This window comes from Blautia sp. OM07-19, from assembly GCF_003481595.1.
Taxonomy (GTDB): domain Bacteria; phylum Bacillota; class Clostridia; order Lachnospirales; family Lachnospiraceae; genus Blautia_A; species Blautia_A intestinihominis.
The window spans coordinates 1-17,838 of record NZ_QULA01000049.1 but is presented as its reverse complement, the minus strand read 5'-3'; the positions used below and the strand labels follow the sequence as shown (position 1 = coordinate 17,838).

Genomic DNA, 17,838 nt, shown 5'->3' with positions numbered 1-17,838 from the left:
CGTCTTATTTCTCAGCATTCTTTAAAATGATTAACATTTTGGAATGCTGAGTATAATGCCTGTACCTCGCGGGTGCGGCGGTCGGGACGTTCCGGCGCGTCTTTGTCTATGTCATGGAGTGTCGCATGGGCAATTTCATGGATAGCGGTCTTGATATTCTGCAATTCGTCCATGCCCTCGTTGATGAGAATACACTTTTCCTCATAATTGCAGCGTCCTTTTATACTGCCGCTTAGTGCTTCAAATCCCATAGCAAAGGGGGAAGTTTTTTCAAGGGCAGCGAAAAAATCCTGATACTGTTCCACGTCGCCCGTAAGCTCCTTTATCCCAAGGTCGGGCAACTCCTTACCCTCGGTCTGCGACACGTCAAAAACAGATACCACACGAAAGGCGGGGATTTGGATTTCCTTTTCCTCGGTAACGGCTTTCCCGTTCTTATCGAAAACAGGCTTTTGCGTGTCCGGGTCGATTTTTTCCACCTGTTTCTTAACGGTAAAGGGCGCGGGCGCAATTATCTTGATAGCTTTTTCCCCCGGCTTTACATGGCGGTCAAATTCCTTTTCCCATTGTTTATAGCCTTTTACAAGGTTGCCGCCCTGCATGGCGATAAGGATTGTATTGTTTAGGCTGTAATCATGGAATTTAGACATAGTACGCAGATAGTCGGCGTAACGGTCGCTTTCATAAATCCCCAAAATGCCCTGTTCCAGTCGGTCGGTAATCTCTTTCATTTTGTTGGCGGGCTTTTCGGAAGATAGGATAATCGGGAGAACCGGGGGCTGCTCTGTGGCAGTGGTCGGTATGGCTGCGGCAGCGTCAAGGTCTGCCTGTTCCTTTTCCTGTACTGGCGGCTGCGGTGTTACCCGATATTCCTCCGGCACGTCCCGTCCGTCATACCACTGTGTAAAGGTGTTGCGGTTGTTGTAGATATATCCCTGCTCGGTAAATCTGCCCCCGTCATTGATAGCAGCGTCCCGCCCGTATTCCTCATAGAGAAAATAGTTTTTTGCTTCTTCCGGCAGCTCCAACTCGTCCAGTTCTTCAATCAGATAATGCCCGTAATCTTCCTCGGTTTTTACGGACGGATAAATCCAGTAACAGTCAAGATTTTGTGCAAGGTTTATAATGTCCTGCAAGTCCCTTGTATGGTCGCCGTATGTGATAGCCGCAGCAAATTTTTCCCGGTCGTCGTCAAACTGCATTTTCAAAAGCTCGCCCAAATAGTTCAGTTCGTCAAGGCTTTCAAGCTCGGTCAATTTCCCTGCCAGTCCCGGAATAGAGGACTGATATTCTGTGATGTGCAGCTCCCCGTAGTTTTTGCCGTCTATCCCGATACGGTCAAAGACTTCTTTCAAATGTTCAGCAGTCGTGGGGAATGATACCCATTCGCCCGCAGGTCTGCCCTCGGTGTACTTTCCAAGATTAGAAAGATACCCGCTTAAAATCGTTTCTTCCATGCGCTCACTCCTTTCTTTCTCAATCATGCGGTGCATAAGCTCGTAGTCCTCCATGCTCATGCTCCCGTCAAATAGATAGGGGTCGGGTTCTTCGCCGCCCCGGTAGGCTTTTTCAGAAAAAGGCAGCCCCGCAGCGTGGGCGGCGGCTCTTGCTTCCTCGATAAGCTCCGGCGGCAGCCTGTCGTCGTGGGCTTCGATAAATTCCCCGATATTGCTATATCCGTTTTCGTAGTGGCGGCGCACCCCGGCGGTCAGTTCGTCAAGGTTCCTGTCCTCGCCAAGATAGCCGGAATAATAGCCGTTTACCACAACGGCGGCAGGGTCAGCCTGTTTGATTTCTTCCATGCGGCTTCTGTCCTCCGGGTAGAGAATATCGCCCATTTCAAGGTGGAAATATTCCGCGTTCCAAGAACGTCCCGTTTTCCAAAACGCCACCCAAGCGATACCGTCCCTTAATTCTTCTTGATAGTCTTTTACGGTGTCCCGTAAATTTGCCATGTGTAACCTCCTTTCCCAAAGGCAGCGCGGACGCTGCGCTTTCCAGTTTCATCATTCAGTACCCCGCGCCCGCGTTTTTGCCAAAGAGTTTAGATATTTTTTCAAGATTTCAGAGGGTTTGGGAAACTTCCCAACAAGCAAAAATCCCCGCCGTTCTCGGTAGAGAAAGCAGGAATTTTACGGAAAAGGGTACTCTTTTCCTATGCTTGCTATTCAGTTATTTTTTCTTCGGAAGCTCCACCCGGTAGTTGACATATTTCCCGCCCGTATCAGCCAATACGATAGTTCCGTCGTAGGTCTTGCCCGTCTTTGGGGAATAGAGCTTTTTCACATTTACCTTGCCGGATTGTAAGAGCGCGGCGGCAATCTTCGGGGTAAAGGTTACTTTTCGTTCTTCAAAGAAACGGTCATTTTTCCACATGGTAAAGATACATTCCTTATTGCTGCAATAGTAATTCTTCTTGCCCTCATAGACAGGAGAACCGCAGCGGGGGCAGCTTCCCAACGCTTCCCGTTCCGGCTTGAACATCTGCGCTTTATCATCAGAAAGAAACGGGTACGTCTTTACCAGTTCCCGCGCCATATTCTCAATACCCTCCATAAATGCGGCGGGGTCTGCCTTGCCTTTTGCAATCTGTGTCAGATTGTTTTCCCATTCTGCGGTAAGCTGCGGGCTTGTCAAGGTGTCCGGCAGGACGCACACAAGGTTGATACCGTCCTTTGTGGGAAGTAGCTGCTTGCCTTTTCGCTCCACAAAACCGCCCTTTACCAGTTTTTCAATGACGGCGGCGCGGGTGGCGGGAGTTCCAAGCCCTTTGCGTTCTGCGTCCGGGTCGGTGTCCTCGCTTCCGGCGTGCTCCATAGCAGAGAGCAGCGACGCTTCGTTGTGAGGTTTTGGCGGTGTTGTGTCATGTTCCGTTACCGTTGCCGCCGGATTTTCAAAGGTCTGTCCCTCGGTAAATGGCGGCAGGGTCTTTTCTGTGTCGCTGTCTGCGTCGTCCGTTTCGGGCTTGTTCTTTAAGGCTGCCCGGTAACGGCGGTCAATCTCTTTCCACCCGTCGTACAGCACTGTTTTTCCCTTTGCGGTAAAGGACTGTCCGGCACATTCAAATGTAGCCGTAACCGCTTCAAAGGTATGTACTGCGGCGGTCGCCATGAGCAGACGCGCCCCGGCAAGGGTAAGGATATTCCTTTCGCTTTCCGGCAGCGCGGCAAGGTCGGTCTTTGCAAGCTCCATAGTCGGGATAATGGCATGGTGGTCTGATACCTTTTTACTGTTCAGCACTTTTGCAAGCTCCGGCGCAAAGTCCATGCCCGCCATAAAAGAAAATTTCCCACAAAGCAGCTTGATAATGCCCGCCGCTGTGTCGCCCATGTCGTCGGTCAGAAATGCGCTGTCGGTTCTCGGATAAGTAAGCAAACGCTTTTCATACAGGGCTTGTGCAAGGTCAAGGGTCTGCTTTGCGGTATATCCGAACAGGCGGTTTGCTTCCCTCTGCAAAGAAGTAAGGTCAAAGAGCTTCGGCGGGGCTGCGGTCTTTTTCTCTTTCACAAGGGAAGTACAGACTGCTTTTGAAGCTTCACAAGCAGCTTTCAGCCTGTCAGCTTCGGAACGGTCAGACAGTTTTTCGCTTGCAGCTTCCGCGCCGGATAAGGACAGGCGCACATGATAGTATTTTTCTTTCTTGAACGTGGTAATCGCCGCGTCCCGGTCAACAAGCATTTTTAAGGTCGGGGTCTGTACGCGTCCCACATTCAAGGTATGGTTGTAAAGGACAGAAAAAAGACGGGTGGCGTTGATACCGATTAGCCAGTCAGCCTTTGCCCTGCATAATGCGGAAGCAAAGAGCGCGTCGTATGCTTCGCCGTTCTTCAGATGAGAAAAGCCCTCTTTGATAGCAGCTTCTTCCATTGAGGAAATCCACAAGCGGCGCGTGGGCTTCCTGCACCCGGCAACTTCGTAGACAAAACGGAAAATGAGTTCTCCCTCGCGCCCCGCGTCGCAGGCATTGACGACTTCGGAAACGTCTGCCCGGTGCATAAGTTCCTTTAAGGTCTTGAATTGCTTTTCCTTGTCAGAAGCAACGGTGTACTTCCATTCCTGCGGCAAAATCGGTAAGCTGTCATAGCTCCACTTTTTATACTGCTCCCCGTAGGCGGCAGCTTCGGAAAGCCCTACCAAATGTCCCACGCACCAAGAAACGATATAGCCGCTTCCTGTGAGAAATCCGTCTTTCTTTTCCTTTGCCCCAAGTACGGCAGCGATTGTCTGTGCCACACTGGGCTTTTCTGCGATAACTAAAATCAATGATAATTCCTCCTTTTATCGTTCGGTCTGTCGTTTGTTTTCCAGTTTTCTCATACAGTACCCCACACAAGGGGACTGCCCCTTGTAAGGGCAGCCCGCGCAGCGTGGGGAAGAAAGCTCCGGCGGGGATTTTTCCCGTTTGCCATAGTCCGGCTTCTGTATCATCATCTTTTCAAAGGGATTGTCGGTAAACAGGGTCATACTTCCTCGTCCTCCGTTTCTTCCTCTTTGGAAACTTCCCCGGTATCTGCTTCCGGCTCGTCCTCGTCGTAATCCTCAAAGTCAAAATCTTCAAGGTCGGTGCTTCCTTTCACGTTATGCTTCGGTTTTACAAACTTAAAGTAGTAGAACGCCGCGCCGCCACCAAGCAGCACAAAGAGGACTAAGGCAAGCACCGCGCCGGGATTGCCGTCTTTTTCTTTGGGTTCTTCCGGCTGCTCGGTGGGTGTTGGCGTGGGTTCCTTGCCTGTGCAGCCTGTCAGAGTAGTTGCACATACCGGGCAGGACGTATTTACCTTTCCGACTTCGCATTTTTCCGTACAGTTGCAGACTTCCGGCTTTTTCGTGGCTTCCCCGGTTTCGGTCAGTGCCATAAGGTCGGCTTCGTCCACTTGATTAAGGAAATGTACGGTCTGTTCCCCCTCGGCTGCCCGGTCAATGAGGATATAAAAGTAGTTGCCGCCTTTGGTGGTAACAGTGATAAGCTGCTTATTGCCGCCGAAATCGTCCACCAGTGTTGCGTTGCCCTTTGGGGTAAGGGGCGGCGTTTCCGGTTCTTCCACCACTACATTGCTGTCGTTGGTCGCGTCCTCTGTGGGTGGCTCTGCGGCTGTTCCCTGTGCATAGGCAGGGACAGAAAAACCGCCCATAAGGATAAGGGCGGCACAAAGGGCAGTCATGGTCTGTTTGAGTTTATTTTTCATCTGCATTGTCCTCCTGTTCTTCGTAGTCTGCCGCTTCGGTAGCGGGTGCGGCGTTCATGCCGGGAATACCGCCGCCGGACAGCATAGCATTTAATTCCTGCGGGGTAAGTCGCATAGCGCGTACAAGCTGCACGATTTCAAGGTTTTCCGCTTCGGTTTTCTGCGCTTCCAGTCCTTTTAACTTGTTCTGATACTCTGTGATTTTCTCGCGGGTCTTTGCGATTTCCTTATTGATACGGTCGATTTTGTTGTTTGCCATAAAATAAATTCTCCTTTCTTTTCGGGGCTGCTTACCAGTTCATCAGCCCGTAGCCTTTGATACATTGATAGTTGAGGTCATAGCTTTTAATCTTGCAGGCGTCGCCGGAATTGCCCTCAACGGTATAGACGCGGCTTCCGTCCCTGCCAAGCACAAGCCCCACATGGTCGGCAACGCCGTCTAAATCCCAGTCGAAAAAGATAGCGTCGCCCGGTGCGATATTCTCATAGCCGCGTGCGCCCCATTGTCCCCTTGACTGGAACCAAGGAACGCCCTGCCATTCGCAGCCCGCAAAGCGGGGTTCGCTTTTTCCGGCTTGATTGTAGCACCATGACACAAAGCAGGCGCACCATTCCACGCGGCTGTTAAAGCCGTACCAAGACCAGTAAGGGTAGCCGCCCACGTTTCCGACCTGCTGTTTTGCAAGCTCCATAAGCTCCGGGTTTCCGGGACGTGTGCCGTTTACAAACTCCACGCCGCTTAAATCCTCGGACGGGCTTCCGTCGGGAGAGCCGCCGCCAAAAATCAACGGTTTGTTGCCCTGTGTCTGTAAGTACACCTTGAACATTTCAAACTGCTGTGGGTTCAGCAGTTCTTCCGCAAGGGAAGCAATCGGCTTGTTTGTCAGTTTCACATTTAAGATACGGTATTCGTATTCTTCCTCGTTGCCCTCCTCGTCGGTGGTGGTGCGTATCTCGATTTCTTCCGTCAGCGTCAAGGTGTACTGTAAGCCGAACAGCCGTTTTAGCTCTGCCTGTGCGCTCTGCGGGGTGTAACTCTGCAAAAGGGCAGTCAAGTACGACGCTAATTCGTGGGGGTTATGCCCGATAGTATCAAGGTCATAGCGGTATTCATCATAGCCGCTGTGGGTGCTTTCGATATTGTCAATTTCCTGTTGCAGCTCATTTTCCATTGCAGCATAGCTCTGTTCCGTTGCCACAAGGTCGCTGTCCTCGGACGTGTAGGAAGTCCCTAACACGCTGTTCATGCTGCCGGAAAACATTGCCCCACAAGAGGAAAGCCCTACGGATACCATGATGAACAGAAGCAGCGCGGCGATAGCGATTATCACGCCTGCCGGGTGTCGTCCTGCAAAGGCAGCCGCTTTCTTTGCTGCTGTTTGGGACGCTCCGGCGGCAGCTTTGGCGGTGGCTGAGCCGCTTTTCTTTACGGTTTTTGCATACTGGCGTTTGATTTTCTGTTTCTGCATGAACCGGGAAAAGGGATTGCTTGTAAGCTGCGGGTTCTCCTGCAAGGCTTTGTGATACTGAAAATTGACGTTTGCCTTAAACGCTGCCTGTTCTGCCTTTGCCGCTTCCCGGTAGGGTTTCAGCTTATGGCTGCGGTAGCCCTGTTTTAATTTTCTTGTCCCGTACCTTGCGCCGCGCTCGGCAAGTTCCTCCGATTTGTGCGCGCCCTCCACACCGGAATTATCTTTCTCGACGCTATGGATTTTGTTGTGAACAAAAATACCCGCTTCCTGCGCGGGGTGGGATAACGGGTTACTGTGGGCTTTGCCGCCGGGTATCGGCTTTTCCTGTTCTTCAAAGCGTAAACGGGTCTTTGCCTTTCCGGTGGTTTCCTCAAAGGTGCGCTCTTTTACAAGTTTCTTCTGCTTCGGGAGAGCTGCCTTTGCTGCGTCCAGTTTGTCGGCTGCTTTTTCCGATTTTTTGATGTAGGGTTGCAGTTTTGGCGTTTCCCGTTCCTCGTCGGTAAACTGCAAGCGTGAAGTGGAAGTACGCAAAACAGCCGCTTCCTGTGCTTTCTTGACTGCCTTTTTGCTTGCCTTTCGGGTATGGGCTGCGTCAAGGTGTTCCATGACACGCTCTGCGGTAGCGGTGTCCGGCTGTGAAAAGTCGCTGTCTGCTTCCCGGCTGCTGATACGCTCGGCAGTCTGCTGTGTTTCATTGATTTCCACCGCACCGTCGCGGGTCATTTTCTGCGTGATTTTATCGCGTGGTTTTAACTGTTTCATAGGCTGCTCACTTCCTCCGGCTTCGTCGTCATAATGCGGTAAAGCTCGGTATCTTTCGGGAAATGGTCTACAAAGGGAAGCACCACATTCCCATAAAAGATAAGTCCCTCGCCTGCTTCGGTGTGGGTTACATACTTCATCTGCTGTGGGCTGATATTTAACTGCTTTGCAAGGATAGCCCGGTCGCCCTGTGCCTGATTGAGCATAAGGACAAAATCAGAGTTTTCAAAGATATTTTCCACCTCGCGGCTTGCCAAAAGGTCTTTGATGTTCTGCGTGATTGCTGTGGGTATGCCGCCCCATTTACGGAAACGCTTCCAAATCTCCACGCTGTACGCGGCGGTCTGTTCCTCTTTTAAGAGCAGATGAAATTCGTCCATATAGTAGCGGGTAGATTTTTTCTCTGCCCGGTTAATGGTAACGCGGTTCCATATCTGGTCTTGCACAATGAGCATACCTAATTTTTTGAGCTGTTTTCCAAGCTGCTTAATATCGAAGCAGACAAGGCGGTTAGAAAGCTCCACATTCGTTCTGTGGTTGAATACATTAAGGCTGCCGGAAACATACAACTCCAATGCTGCCGCAATGCGGGCAGCTTCCGGCTCCGGCTGTTTTAGCAGCTCGTCGTAAAGGTCGCCCAAAATAGGCATTTTTGCCGGGTCGGGGTCTGCAAGGAACGGGCGGTACACATTTCTTACAGCCCTGTCAATGACGGTCTTATCAACGGGCTGCAAGCCCTCCTTGCCGCCAATGACAAGCTCACAAAGGGAAAGGATAAAATCACTTTTCAGCGCAAGGGGGTTGTCGTCCTCGCTGTAATTAAGGTTTATATCCATAGGGTTTACATACTGGGGCGTACCGTCCATGCCTTTCCCAGTTGGGGATAGGCGTATCACTTGCCCGCCAAGCCGCTTTACAAGGGCATAATATTCCGCTTCCGGGTCGCAGATAAAAATATCGTCGTCAGTAATGAGAAAGGCATTTGTGATTTCCCGCTTTGCTGCAAAGGATTTTCCACTGCCCGGTGTTCCCAAGATAAGCCCATTCGGGTTTTTAAGCTGTTTACGGTCGCAGAGTATCATGTTGTTTGACAGGGCATTTAAGCCATAATACAGGGCAGCCCCGGTCTGAAATAGCTCCTGCGTGATGAACGGGATAAAAATAGCGGTGCTGCTCGTCGTCAACCCTCTCTGAATAGGGATAAGGTTTTCCCCAAGAGGGATAGAGGACATTAGCCCCGCTTCCTGCTGATAGTCAAGACGGGTCAAGGCGCAGTTGTATTTCTGTGCAATGCCCGCCGCCGCGAAAATGTCATTTTCCAGTTTCCGTTTCGTGTCTGCCATGTTTACCACAAGGAACGTAAGGAGAAACATTCGCTCGTTTCGGCTCTGTAAATCCTGCAACAAGTTCTTTGCTTCATTCCCAAAAGTAGCAAGGTCAGACGGGATTATATCCATGTCATAGCCGCTTCTAACCGCTTTTTTCTGTTCCTCAATCTTCATCTTGTCAAGGTCTGTGATTTTGCGCTTAATGGTCTTGATTGCTTCCGACTGGTCGATACTTTTAATGTGGAGATTGACAATAACCCCTGTTTCCAAGTCCAACATATCCGCTAAGATACGGTCGTTCAGCTCCGGGGCAAGGATTTCAAGGAACGACACCGCCCCCGTCTTTTTCCCCATAGCAAAGTAGCGTCCCTCCCCAAACTTGAAAGAGGACGGGGCGATAAAGTCCTTTGTGGTAAGCCCTGTCGGGGTCAGCCAGTCATAGGAGAATGAGAACGGCTCGCCTGCCGGGTGGAATACCCCATGCAGCACCTTTAAGCGTTCATAGCCGGATAAGGGGTGCGCCGATACGCCAAGCACCTTGAAATTGTTGAGTACGTCCGTTTCGATACGGGAAAGTCGCGCCCTTGCCGCCGCCGGATTGTCCGCTTCAATGGAAAACGTGATGTACTTGTGCTTTACAAGCCCGTTGTTCCCTTTGGCAAGCTGCATTTTCAGCATATCGGAATACTCGGTGCGAATAGAGTTAAAATCGTCATTTTGCGGCGGGATATGGATTGCCCGCGCTGCCTGTTCCTGCTGTGAGCCTTGATTGATGAAAGAAAGCTGCACGTTCACGCTTGCGTCAAAGTAATTGAGGAAATCGCACCAGTTTTCAAAAATGGCGGTCTTATCGTCTGCCTGCGCAAGCTGATAGTTAATGTCCTCAAAAGCAATGCTCTTTGAATACTTCCGCTGCGCCACTTTGCAGATACCGTCCGGGTACATGGCAAGGTAGGGAATGGTCTGCTGTGCGGTGTGGGCTTTGCCGTCCCCCTTTGCCTGCCGGATAACCGCCGCTATCTGTTTCTTTTCCGCGCGGGTCAGCTTACGCCTGTTTCCTGCGGCTTCCCGCGTCTTTTTTGTCTGTCCTTTTGACAATCGCTGATACCTCCTTTTCTAATGCCCGCTGTTTCTCCAAGAGTGCATATAGGTTTTCTGTCTGATACGGTCGCACTTTGGGGCGGGTAAATTTTGTCTGAACGATGTTCTTTATTACCACTTCAAGGGGCTGCCCATGCTTTTCATACATGGCAACCAAGAAGCAGGGAAGCATGACGACAATCATTACCATTGCCGCAAGGCTCGTCCCTGCGCTGTCTTTGAGCAAAAAGAAAAGCGGCAGTCCCATAAGAAGTGCCACTGAAAAACAAAGGATTTGCCGCTTTGTCAGATTGAAAGCGACTTTTGTTTTGACTTTGGAAAGGTCTTTGGGTACAGGTACATACGCCAAGAAAAAACCTCCTTTCTGCCCTTAGTGGGCGTTGAATATGGATTTTGCCAGTGCGCCGGATTTGAACAGGGAGAAACAGAGGATAACGGTATAGGCTGCAAGGGAAAAAATCGCGCTGTGCAGGTTGTCCGCTAAGACCATTTCGCCTACCAAAACCGCATAAATGCCGACGCATATCATAATGAGGAAGCCTTGAAAACCAAGTGCAAACAGCCCCTTTAGGTAGTTGTTCCCAATCTGTCCCCATTCCCGGTTTGTCATGGTGGCAAAAGGGATAGGGGAAACGGAACAGTAGGCGTATATCTCAATCATTCTGCCGTAGAGGATAACGGTTATCAGTACGGACATGATTTTCATACAAAGGCTTACAAGGCTCGTTTCCATGACAAGTAACAGTAGTTCGGGGATTTCCATATCTTTTAGTCCCTCCTGCATGGCGGCAAGGGCTTCGGTTACGTCGATATTCGTATCGCCGCCGATTACCCCCGCCGCGCCGGACACAATATGCTGCGCCATATCAAACACCGCCATAGTAATATCAAAGGTATGTGTTACCAAGAAAACGGCAACAAAGGCTTTGAAAAACCACTTAAAGAACATGAATGTGTCAACGTCGTGCATATTGTTTTTTTCCGTTACCATGCTGATAAGCTCATAACAGAGGACATAGGTAATGACAAGCCCCGCAATGGGTACAATCACATTTTCGGACAGATTTTGTATCATGTTGAAAATGTTCGCGTTCCACCCCTGCGGGGTCTTGCCTACCTCCGCTGCAATGGTGCCTACTTTTTCGTTTACGTCCCCGAACATCGTTGACAGATTACCGTTTATCGCGCCGATAAGGATTTCCTTTATCCATTCGTTAATCGCGTCAAGTATGCTCTCCATAGGCTACCCTCCGTAAACTTATCCGAACAGACCGGAAAGAAGCGGTACAAGGATAGTGCCAATAAGGGCAACGCCGCCGCCCGCCATAAGCTGCTTAATGCCCTGTGATTTTGCACCTGGGTTGTCGTTTCCATATCCCTCTAAGAGGTTGATAACGCCCCAAATGCCTAAGCCTGCGCCCAGTGCGATAACAAGGGTCTGTAATACGTCGATAGCAGAGTTAAAAAATTCCATAAAGCTCCTTTCTGCCGCAAATGCGGCTTGCCCCATAAAAGGGCATAAAAAACGGCGGTCAGTTTTGTAACTGCCGCGGTCATAAGTCCCCGCGCTGCCTATGTGTCTGCCGCGCGGCGGTATTCAGTTGTTAGCGATAGGAATTTTTGTAGGGGCGCGTATTCTGTAAGTTATCTGTTTCTTTGTTACTGCGTCAATTCCTCCTTTCGCTGCTGCTCATACAGGGTTTCACACCGTTTTACAAACTGCCGGATAGCTGCCTGTCGCTGTTGCTCCCGTCGCTCGGCAATGAAAATAAGCCCGTTTATGGCTTCTGTGATTTTCTTATCCTGTTTCTTTCGGATACGTCTATTCATGGGCGGTGTCCTCCTGCAAATCTGCTTCGCTGATTTCGTAATAGTCAAAGGGTTCGTCCGGCTTCACAAGGGCGGGTCTGCGTCTTAAATGCTTTTCCATATCAAAAGTATTTTTCTTGTCATAGTCGGACAGGTATTTATAGTTGGGGTGTTTTGTAATGTCGTACTTATCAGAGAAGAACGGGCGCACCCCTCGTAGCTGCAAGATACATTTCCCGCCGTCCATGACTGCTATTTCATCTTCCGTCATAAGCTGCTTGCCTAACTTCTGATAGTTCAGTCCATGTGATACCTCCCGCCCCCGGTTCTCAGAAGTGTTGAAGCTGTCAATGGTTTCTTTCCCCAAGATTTCCGACATTTCTTTGAGGGTGGTTTTCTCCTTGCCGCCCAAGAACAGGGTGGTGTCGCAGTTGCCGGCTATGGTATCGGCGTTGTCCTTGTAAATGGCTTTTAGCTGCGACTGGCTCTGCAAAATGATTGAAGCGGAGATTTCCCGGCTTCGTATGGTGGCTATGAGCTTTTCAAACTTCGGTATCTGCCCGATATTTGCAAACTCGTCTAACAGACAGCGCACATGGACTGGCAGCCTGCCGCCGTATTCATCATCTGCCTTGTCGCAAAGCAGATTGAAAAGCTGCGTGTAAAGAATACTCACAACAAAGTTAAATGTATCGTCGGTGTCGGAAATAATAACAAACAGGGCGGTCTTGCGGTCGCCTATGGTGTCAAGCTCCATTTCGTCGGTTTCCATAAGGTCGCGCAGCTCTTTAATGTCAAAAGGGGCAAGCCGCGCACCGCAGGAAATGAGGATAGAGCTTCTTGTCTTTCCCGCAGATAACAAAAATTTCTTATACTGCCGGACGGCAAAGTGTTCCGGGTCTTTTCCCTCCAACCGTTCAAACATAAGGTCAACGGGGGACTGAAATTCCGGGTCGTCCTCGCGGGCTTCCGACGCATTTATCATTTCAAGCAGCGTCGTGAAGTTCTTTTCTTCCTCCGGGGCTTCGTACCAAATGTAGCCGATAAGGGCGCAGTAAAAGAGCCGTTCCGATTTTACCCAAAAATCCTCCCCGGCTTTTTCCCCGTCCCCTTTGGTGTTGGCAATCAAAGTGTTTACCAGTTTCAAAATGTCTTTCTCGCTGCGGAGATAGGCAAAGGGATTGTATTTCATGCTTTTTTTGAAGTTAATCGTGTTCAGCACTTTTATCCGGTAGCCGCCCCGATGCAAGAGCCTCCCGCACTCGACTAAAACCGTACCTTTCGGGTCAGTTACAACGTAGCTTGAGTGCATTTGCATTAAGTTGGGCTTCACGAAAAATCTCGTCTTGCCGCTGCCGCTTCCCCCGATAACAAGGATATTTTTATTCCTTGCATACTTCGGCTGCTTTGGGCGGCTGTTCATGGTAAGCCGTTCCGTCTGTGTCAGCAGCACATTATTTTGAAATACCGGGTCGGTGTAGGGCTTAATATCTTCGGCAGTCCCCCAACGGGCAGAGCCGTATTCGATACCTTTGCGGTATTTCTTCGCGTTCTTGCCTTTTACATAGACAATCAGCCGGATAAGGACAGCCCCCACAATACCGATAAGCAAATCCATACGGGCAAGGCTCGGAAGCGGATTTGTAAAGGCAGCGGAAAAGCCGTCTGCAAGGGAAAGCACCTTGCCGGACAGGTCAGCCCCCGGCGCAAGGCGTACCGCCTGCCCGACTTTATCAAAGAGATACACAAAGAGCAGATAGGGAATGTTGGGAAGCAGCAGCTTTTTCCAGTTGATAGCGTTCATCTTGCAATCCCCCTGTCTTTGTTTTTTACTTTGTCCCGCTGCGCGTTCAGAGCCGCCGCCTTTTCTTTGAGGGAAACAATCAGCTTGCGGATAGAGGGCTTTTGTTCCTGCGTCAGCTTCTTTGCGGAAAACTCCTTAAAGGCTGCGGTCAGTGCGTCCGCGTCCCGTCCCTTGAAAAACACAAGATAACGGGGCGGGGTTTCGGTGCTGTCTTTCTTTAGGGCAAAGTCAATCCCGTATTTTTTCGCCGTACTCTCAAAGGCTTTGATATTGTCCTTTGTGATTTCAATGTTGGAAACGCCCGCGTTCTGCTTCATAAGCTGCTTTAGGGTCTGCTTTCCATGTGGGATTTTCTGTCTGTCATGCTGCTTTTTCATCTGTGCAAGCAGGGCTTTCATAGCCTTTTGGAGCTGCTGTGCCGTCAGCTTCCCGGTCTTGATGTAAAGGGCTATGGTCTTTTCGTTAGTTTCCTCCTGCAATGGGTGTCCTCCTTTCGTGTTCTATGGTGGTATGCCCGCCGCCGGGAAGCGGGGCGGGCATGAAAAAAGAGCGTCCGCTTTCACGCCGCCCTGTTAAATCCGTACCCGCAGCCCGGAAAGGTCTGCCGCCCGAATACCCACAAGATACCAGTTGTCCCCGTACTCCATACGGGTCGGCTTCCATTTGCCCCGCACAAAGACCTCCATGCAGTCGCCGCAATGCAAGCCCCCGTAATAGTCGTTTACGTCAAAGCGAATGTCGTAGCGGTCAGCGGTTTCATCAAAAATCAAAGCTCCTGTTTTCTGTGTCATCATAAAATCCTCCTTTGGGTTGGTTTACAGGCTTTCGCCCTCGTTGCAGGTGTAATCGGGTATGCCCTTGCTTCTTGCCGACTGGATAGTACGCCCGCCGTACATATCGTGAGATACAAGGGACGTGTAATAGTTGCCAATCGTAGACGGGGCATTGAAAAGGGCAGCTTTCATGTACTGCTTGATGTTGCGGATTTTGGTGGTGTTTTCCTGCATACAGTCCAGTACAAAGCGGATATGTTCGCTGTTCAGTTTCATAAATTTTGCTTTTACAAGCTCTGCCGGGTGGTCGTCCCCGGCGATACGGATTGTTCTTCGTTTGGTGCAGACAGTTTCAAGAATAAGGGCAAGGATTTCCTCTATCCTGTCCCGGTCAAGGTATCTATCCTGTATCAGATAGTCGTACTCGATATTGTCCTTGATGATTTCCTCATACACGCTATATGCGTCTGTCGTTTCCTTTCGCTTCCGTTCCGGCGGCTGTGCCGCGTCCTCTAAGGGAGAGGGATTTAGGGAATGGAAAGGAATGGAATGGGTACTTGATATATCTGTATTTAATTTTTCTTTTGTTGGTAAGTTAGTCTTTAATAGTTCTTTATTTAATTGCGTTGGATTTTCCAACGTAGGTTTTTCCAACATAGGCTTTTCCAATGTTGGATTATCCAATGTTGGTTTTTCCAATGTAGGTAAATCCAACTTAGGCGGCTGCTCATAGATAACATACGTTGTACCGCGTAAGCATCCTTTCTCATCACGTTCCCTTGAACGCTGTATATATCCGGCATTTTCCAGTTCCCGTACTGCTTCCCGGATAGCGTCAATCTTTTCCCGGTTGATAAGGGACAGTCCTGCAAGGGTGTAGTCCCAATCTTCGGGAAGTGAGAGCATTTGCGACAACAAGCCCTTTGCCTTTAAGGAAAGCTCCTTGTTGCGTAAATGGTGGTTGCTCATAACGGTATAACCTTTGTTCTTTTCCACGCGGAAAACTGCCATAGCTTCGTCACTCCTTTTCGTTGGATTTGTTACGCAGTAGAAACGCGGTTTTGAGGGAAAAGGTATCAACCCTTGTCTTTCTCATTTCCACGCTCTAAGAGCCGCATAAATCAAGGCTTTGTTTGCCCTTACTGCGTAACACGAGGGCATAAAAAAAGCAGCGTTCCTGTTCTCCTGTGTAGGAGTGAGAAACGCCGCCTTATAGGTGGTGCTTATTTTATTTTTTCTTTTCGACGTGCCGCGTAAGGTGGTGCAGCGGTCTATCCGGCAGTCCGCAGGTGCTTTTTGCATATCAAGGCTCAATTCATTAAAAGTAGTAAATGAGTAGTAAAATCAATCTGCAAACCTGCGAATATGCCTGCAAATCAAGCATTTTTCAAGACAATCAACTAATTTAATATAATTCATGATAAGATTCTTTTATATCTGTACGCTTTCCATCCGTAATAATTTCATAAATTTCATGAATGCTATAAGGTAGCATCTTCAATGGTGCACGAGTTACAAAAACAAAATAATTTCCAGATTCTTTTACATAACTGGCAAATTCCTTTGTAAATACAAATTCATTATTTTCTTCAATAAAAATAACTGTATTTTTTAACGGATATAATGCATCCTTCCAATCACGTCCCACTTCATCTCGAATATATACATAATATGATGCATTTGTAGAAACAGCATATCCTGACTGCCTTCCAATTCTCAAGTATTCATATAAAATACGTAAAAGAGTAGTCTTTCCTGTTGCACTGTCACCTTTTATAATGGTAATATTTCTTCTAATGGAAAATTCAAATAATACTTTTTTACTCTTAGCCTTAAACCAGTAACTTCCTTTCATCTTCCATCTCCTCTGCTTCCAATAATCCTTCTACATATTCTGCAGAATTGCATACAATCTTCCCTGTATTCATAATTTGAATTTTAAATTCACCTTCAAACCGCATTATATGTTGCAAATATACTGTCAGATCCTTTTTCTCTGCAATCTTTAAAATCCATTTTGCGCAGTTATCTCCACAATTAGACATGTTGTAAATAAAAGAATCATCCTTCAACATAAGAATCAAAACTTTCACACCACCAGACAATTCGCGTGGCGTTATGGCTCCCAGTATAGGACTGTCAATAACATGTGAACTGATAACTGTGCAATGATCCACATCCTGAATCATTTCTTTTACAAAACTATCTTCAATCCATTCATCTTCATATACATTATCAAAATACGAAGGTGCATCTTTCATGTATTCGATATTGGCATAGTACCATATTTTTAACATCCTATCACGACCTCTCTGTTCTTAATATATTGTTTATCAATATCCATCTCTATAATTGATTTTACTCACTTTTGAAATCTGCGCGTTTTATCCTTTAGTTAAATATATAACTGTTTACGCACCATTATTGATGTATATTCAAGCCAATTCTGTCCCTTACACATATTCTAATTATAACGATTTTTATCTTTCATGAAAAGTTCAATTTTCCAGATTCTATCTCATTTCTCTTTATATATGAGTAATATTTCCATTTTTCAAGTTTTATACGCCTGTTTCCGAAATTTTATTTCTAATATCGCATTATATATCTTTCTATTATGTTTTTTTAATATTCACATCACCACATCAAATCTCCAACCACAATCACCATGGTAAATCATTTGTTTTGTCATGCCACCATCAATACAGATGTTTTCACCTGTGATAAAGCCTGCTTTTTCAGAGCAAAGAAACAGTACCATATTGGCAATATCCATGGGATTTCCGACACGATGAACCGGCTGCTGTACTGCATCTGCTCCTGTATATTCGGTAAAGTCAGTATCTATCCATCCCGGAGAGATTGAATTGACTCGTACTCTTCCTGCAAGACTGACTGCCAACGCATGCGTTAATGCTGAAATCCCACCCTTGGCTGCAGTGTAACTCCATATAAAATTCTCCCCCAAAATCCGCTTTCTATTTCTGTTGCCACAACATTGTGTATTCTTTTTCACCAGTAGCTTCATCTAAACCTTCACATTGAATATCGAACCCTTCTCTTTGGTAAAAAGAGAGAGCTCTGGCATTCTTCTGGTATACGTTTAATCGTAACCTAATTTTTTTATTCTTGATATAGTCTAATAAAAGTTTACCTATGCCACATGACTGCATTTCATTAGAAACAAAAATCCCTTCAATGTATTCGTTACTTAGTCCTACAAATCCCTGAATCATTTTATTATCTTCATACACATAGACTTCCGCTTGTGACATCATTTCCTTCACTAATTCATAATTACTTGTCCAATATTGCTCAGGAATAAAATCATGTGCTTTTAAATTTGTCTTTAACCATATGTCAGCAATTCTATTAATATCTGGGTTCTGCATCTTTCTGATCATAACGACTATCCTCCATCAGCTCTCGATTTCAGAGCTTCATTTCTAATACTGATTTTACCGTACTTTTTAGGCTCAGTCCATCTTTTATCCCTAAGCAATATCGCTTCCATTTCCTTTCTGCCGGACTGTTAGTCCCTTTTCTTGAATAACTGCGTGTCGCATTCTCGTTACTTTCAGTGATGAGTTAGACACGCAAATT

General features: G+C 47.9%; 19 protein-coding genes. All 19 read right to left on the bottom strand.

From position 1 onward, the window contains the following. Window positions 1–11: 11 nt before the first annotated feature. The 19 genes from DXC01_RS18715 to DXC01_RS18625 all read right to left on the bottom strand — a co-directional run bounded on the left by DXC01_RS18715 (window position 12) and on the right by DXC01_RS18625 (window position 17,639). Window positions 12–1,955 carry an antirestriction protein ArdA gene (locus tag DXC01_RS18715; protein WP_439362790.1) on the bottom strand — a complete coding sequence of 648 codons (1,944 nt, stop codon included), beginning with the start codon at window positions 1,953–1,955 and terminating at the stop codon, window positions 12–14. A gap of 217 nt (window positions 1,956–2,172) precedes the next feature. Continuing rightward, window positions 2,173–4,263 (bottom strand): DNA topoisomerase 3, encoded by a 2,091-nt coding sequence (locus tag DXC01_RS18710; protein WP_054344402.1) that lies wholly within the window; start codon window positions 4,261–4,263, stop codon window positions 2,173–2,175. A 15-nt stretch (window positions 4,264–4,278) separates the two neighbouring features. Beyond that, complete coding sequence (locus DXC01_RS18705; protein WP_015529206.1) at window positions 4,279–4,464, bottom strand: hypothetical protein; 186 nt, start codon at window positions 4,462–4,464, stop codon at window positions 4,279–4,281. Continuing rightward, window positions 4,461–5,186 carry a DUF4366 domain-containing protein gene (locus tag DXC01_RS18700; protein WP_015529207.1) on the bottom strand — a complete coding sequence of 242 codons (726 nt, stop codon included), beginning with the start codon at window positions 5,184–5,186 and terminating at the stop codon, window positions 4,461–4,463. The genes DXC01_RS18705 and DXC01_RS18700 overlap by 4 nt, the downstream gene beginning before the upstream one ends. Beyond that, window positions 5,176–5,445 carry a DUF4315 family protein gene (locus tag DXC01_RS18695; protein WP_005933780.1) on the bottom strand — a complete coding sequence of 90 codons (270 nt, stop codon included), beginning with the start codon at window positions 5,443–5,445 and terminating at the stop codon, window positions 5,176–5,178. The genes DXC01_RS18700 and DXC01_RS18695 overlap by 11 nt, the downstream gene beginning before the upstream one ends. Before the next feature lie 31 nt (window positions 5,446–5,476). Continuing rightward, window positions 5,477–7,264, bottom strand: coding sequence for a CHAP domain-containing protein (locus tag DXC01_RS18690; protein WP_439362997.1), 1,788 nt, complete (start codon window positions 7,262–7,264; stop codon window positions 5,477–5,479). A gap of 152 nt (window positions 7,265–7,416) precedes the next feature. Then, entirely contained in the window at window positions 7,417–9,846 is a 2,430-nt protein-coding gene (locus tag DXC01_RS18685) for a VirB4-like conjugal transfer ATPase, CD1110 family (protein WP_117814543.1), read from the bottom strand. Then, entirely contained in the window at window positions 9,794–10,198 is a 405-nt protein-coding gene (locus DXC01_RS18680) for a PrgI family protein (protein ID WP_097771236.1), read from the bottom strand. The genes DXC01_RS18685 and DXC01_RS18680 overlap by 53 nt, the downstream gene beginning before the upstream one ends. 21 nt (window positions 10,199–10,219) lie before the next feature. Then, window positions 10,220–11,089, bottom strand: a complete 870-nt coding sequence (locus DXC01_RS18675; protein ID WP_015529210.1) for a VirB6/TrbL-like conjugal transfer protein, CD1112 family — start codon at window positions 11,087–11,089, stop codon at window positions 10,220–10,222. A gap of 18 nt (window positions 11,090–11,107) precedes the next feature. Continuing rightward, a complete protein-coding gene (locus tag DXC01_RS18670; protein ID WP_009906233.1) occupies window positions 11,108–11,323 on the bottom strand; it encodes a Maff2 family protein in 216 nt (71 codons plus the stop codon). A gap of 185 nt (window positions 11,324–11,508) precedes the next feature. Further along, window positions 11,509–11,679, bottom strand: a complete 171-nt coding sequence (locus DXC01_RS20395; RefSeq protein ID WP_179860393.1) for a hypothetical protein — start codon at window positions 11,677–11,679, stop codon at window positions 11,509–11,511. Further along, window positions 11,672–13,462, bottom strand: coding sequence for a VirD4-like conjugal transfer protein, CD1115 family (locus DXC01_RS18665; RefSeq protein WP_097771237.1), 1,791 nt, complete (start codon window positions 13,460–13,462; stop codon window positions 11,672–11,674). Before DXC01_RS18665 ends, DXC01_RS20395 begins: the two co-directional genes overlap by 8 nt. Beyond that, entirely contained in the window at window positions 13,459–13,941 is a 483-nt protein-coding gene (locus DXC01_RS18660; protein WP_074430170.1) for a PcfB family protein, read from the bottom strand. Before DXC01_RS18660 ends, DXC01_RS18665 begins: the two co-directional genes overlap by 4 nt. 93 nt (window positions 13,942–14,034) lie before the next feature. Continuing rightward, on the bottom strand, window positions 14,035–14,253 hold the full coding sequence (locus DXC01_RS18655; protein ID WP_004611927.1) for a DUF5348 domain-containing protein: 219 nt from the start codon (window positions 14,251–14,253) through the stop codon (window positions 14,035–14,037). Between the two features lie 24 nt (window positions 14,254–14,277). After that, window positions 14,278–15,246, bottom strand: coding sequence for a DUF6017 domain-containing protein (locus DXC01_RS20795; protein ID WP_097771238.1), 969 nt, complete (start codon window positions 15,244–15,246; stop codon window positions 14,278–14,280). Between the two features lie 394 nt (window positions 15,247–15,640). Beyond that, window positions 15,641–16,090 carry an ABC transporter ATP-binding protein gene (locus DXC01_RS18640; protein WP_118699594.1) on the bottom strand — a complete coding sequence of 150 codons (450 nt, stop codon included), beginning with the start codon at window positions 16,088–16,090 and terminating at the stop codon, window positions 15,641–15,643. Then, complete coding sequence (locus DXC01_RS18635; RefSeq protein WP_022213243.1) at window positions 16,068–16,532, bottom strand: DUF4869 domain-containing protein; 465 nt, start codon at window positions 16,530–16,532, stop codon at window positions 16,068–16,070. The genes DXC01_RS18640 and DXC01_RS18635 overlap by 23 nt, the downstream gene beginning before the upstream one ends. A 335-nt stretch (window positions 16,533–16,867) precedes the next feature. Beyond that, window positions 16,868–17,251, bottom strand: coding sequence for an SDR family oxidoreductase (locus tag DXC01_RS18630; RefSeq protein WP_330427714.1), 384 nt, complete (start codon window positions 17,249–17,251; stop codon window positions 16,868–16,870). After that, window positions 17,214–17,639 carry a GNAT family N-acetyltransferase gene (locus DXC01_RS18625; protein WP_118254760.1) on the bottom strand — a complete coding sequence of 142 codons (426 nt, stop codon included), beginning with the start codon at window positions 17,637–17,639 and terminating at the stop codon, window positions 17,214–17,216. Before DXC01_RS18625 ends, DXC01_RS18630 begins: the two co-directional genes overlap by 38 nt. Window positions 17,640–17,838: the final 199 nt, after the last annotated feature.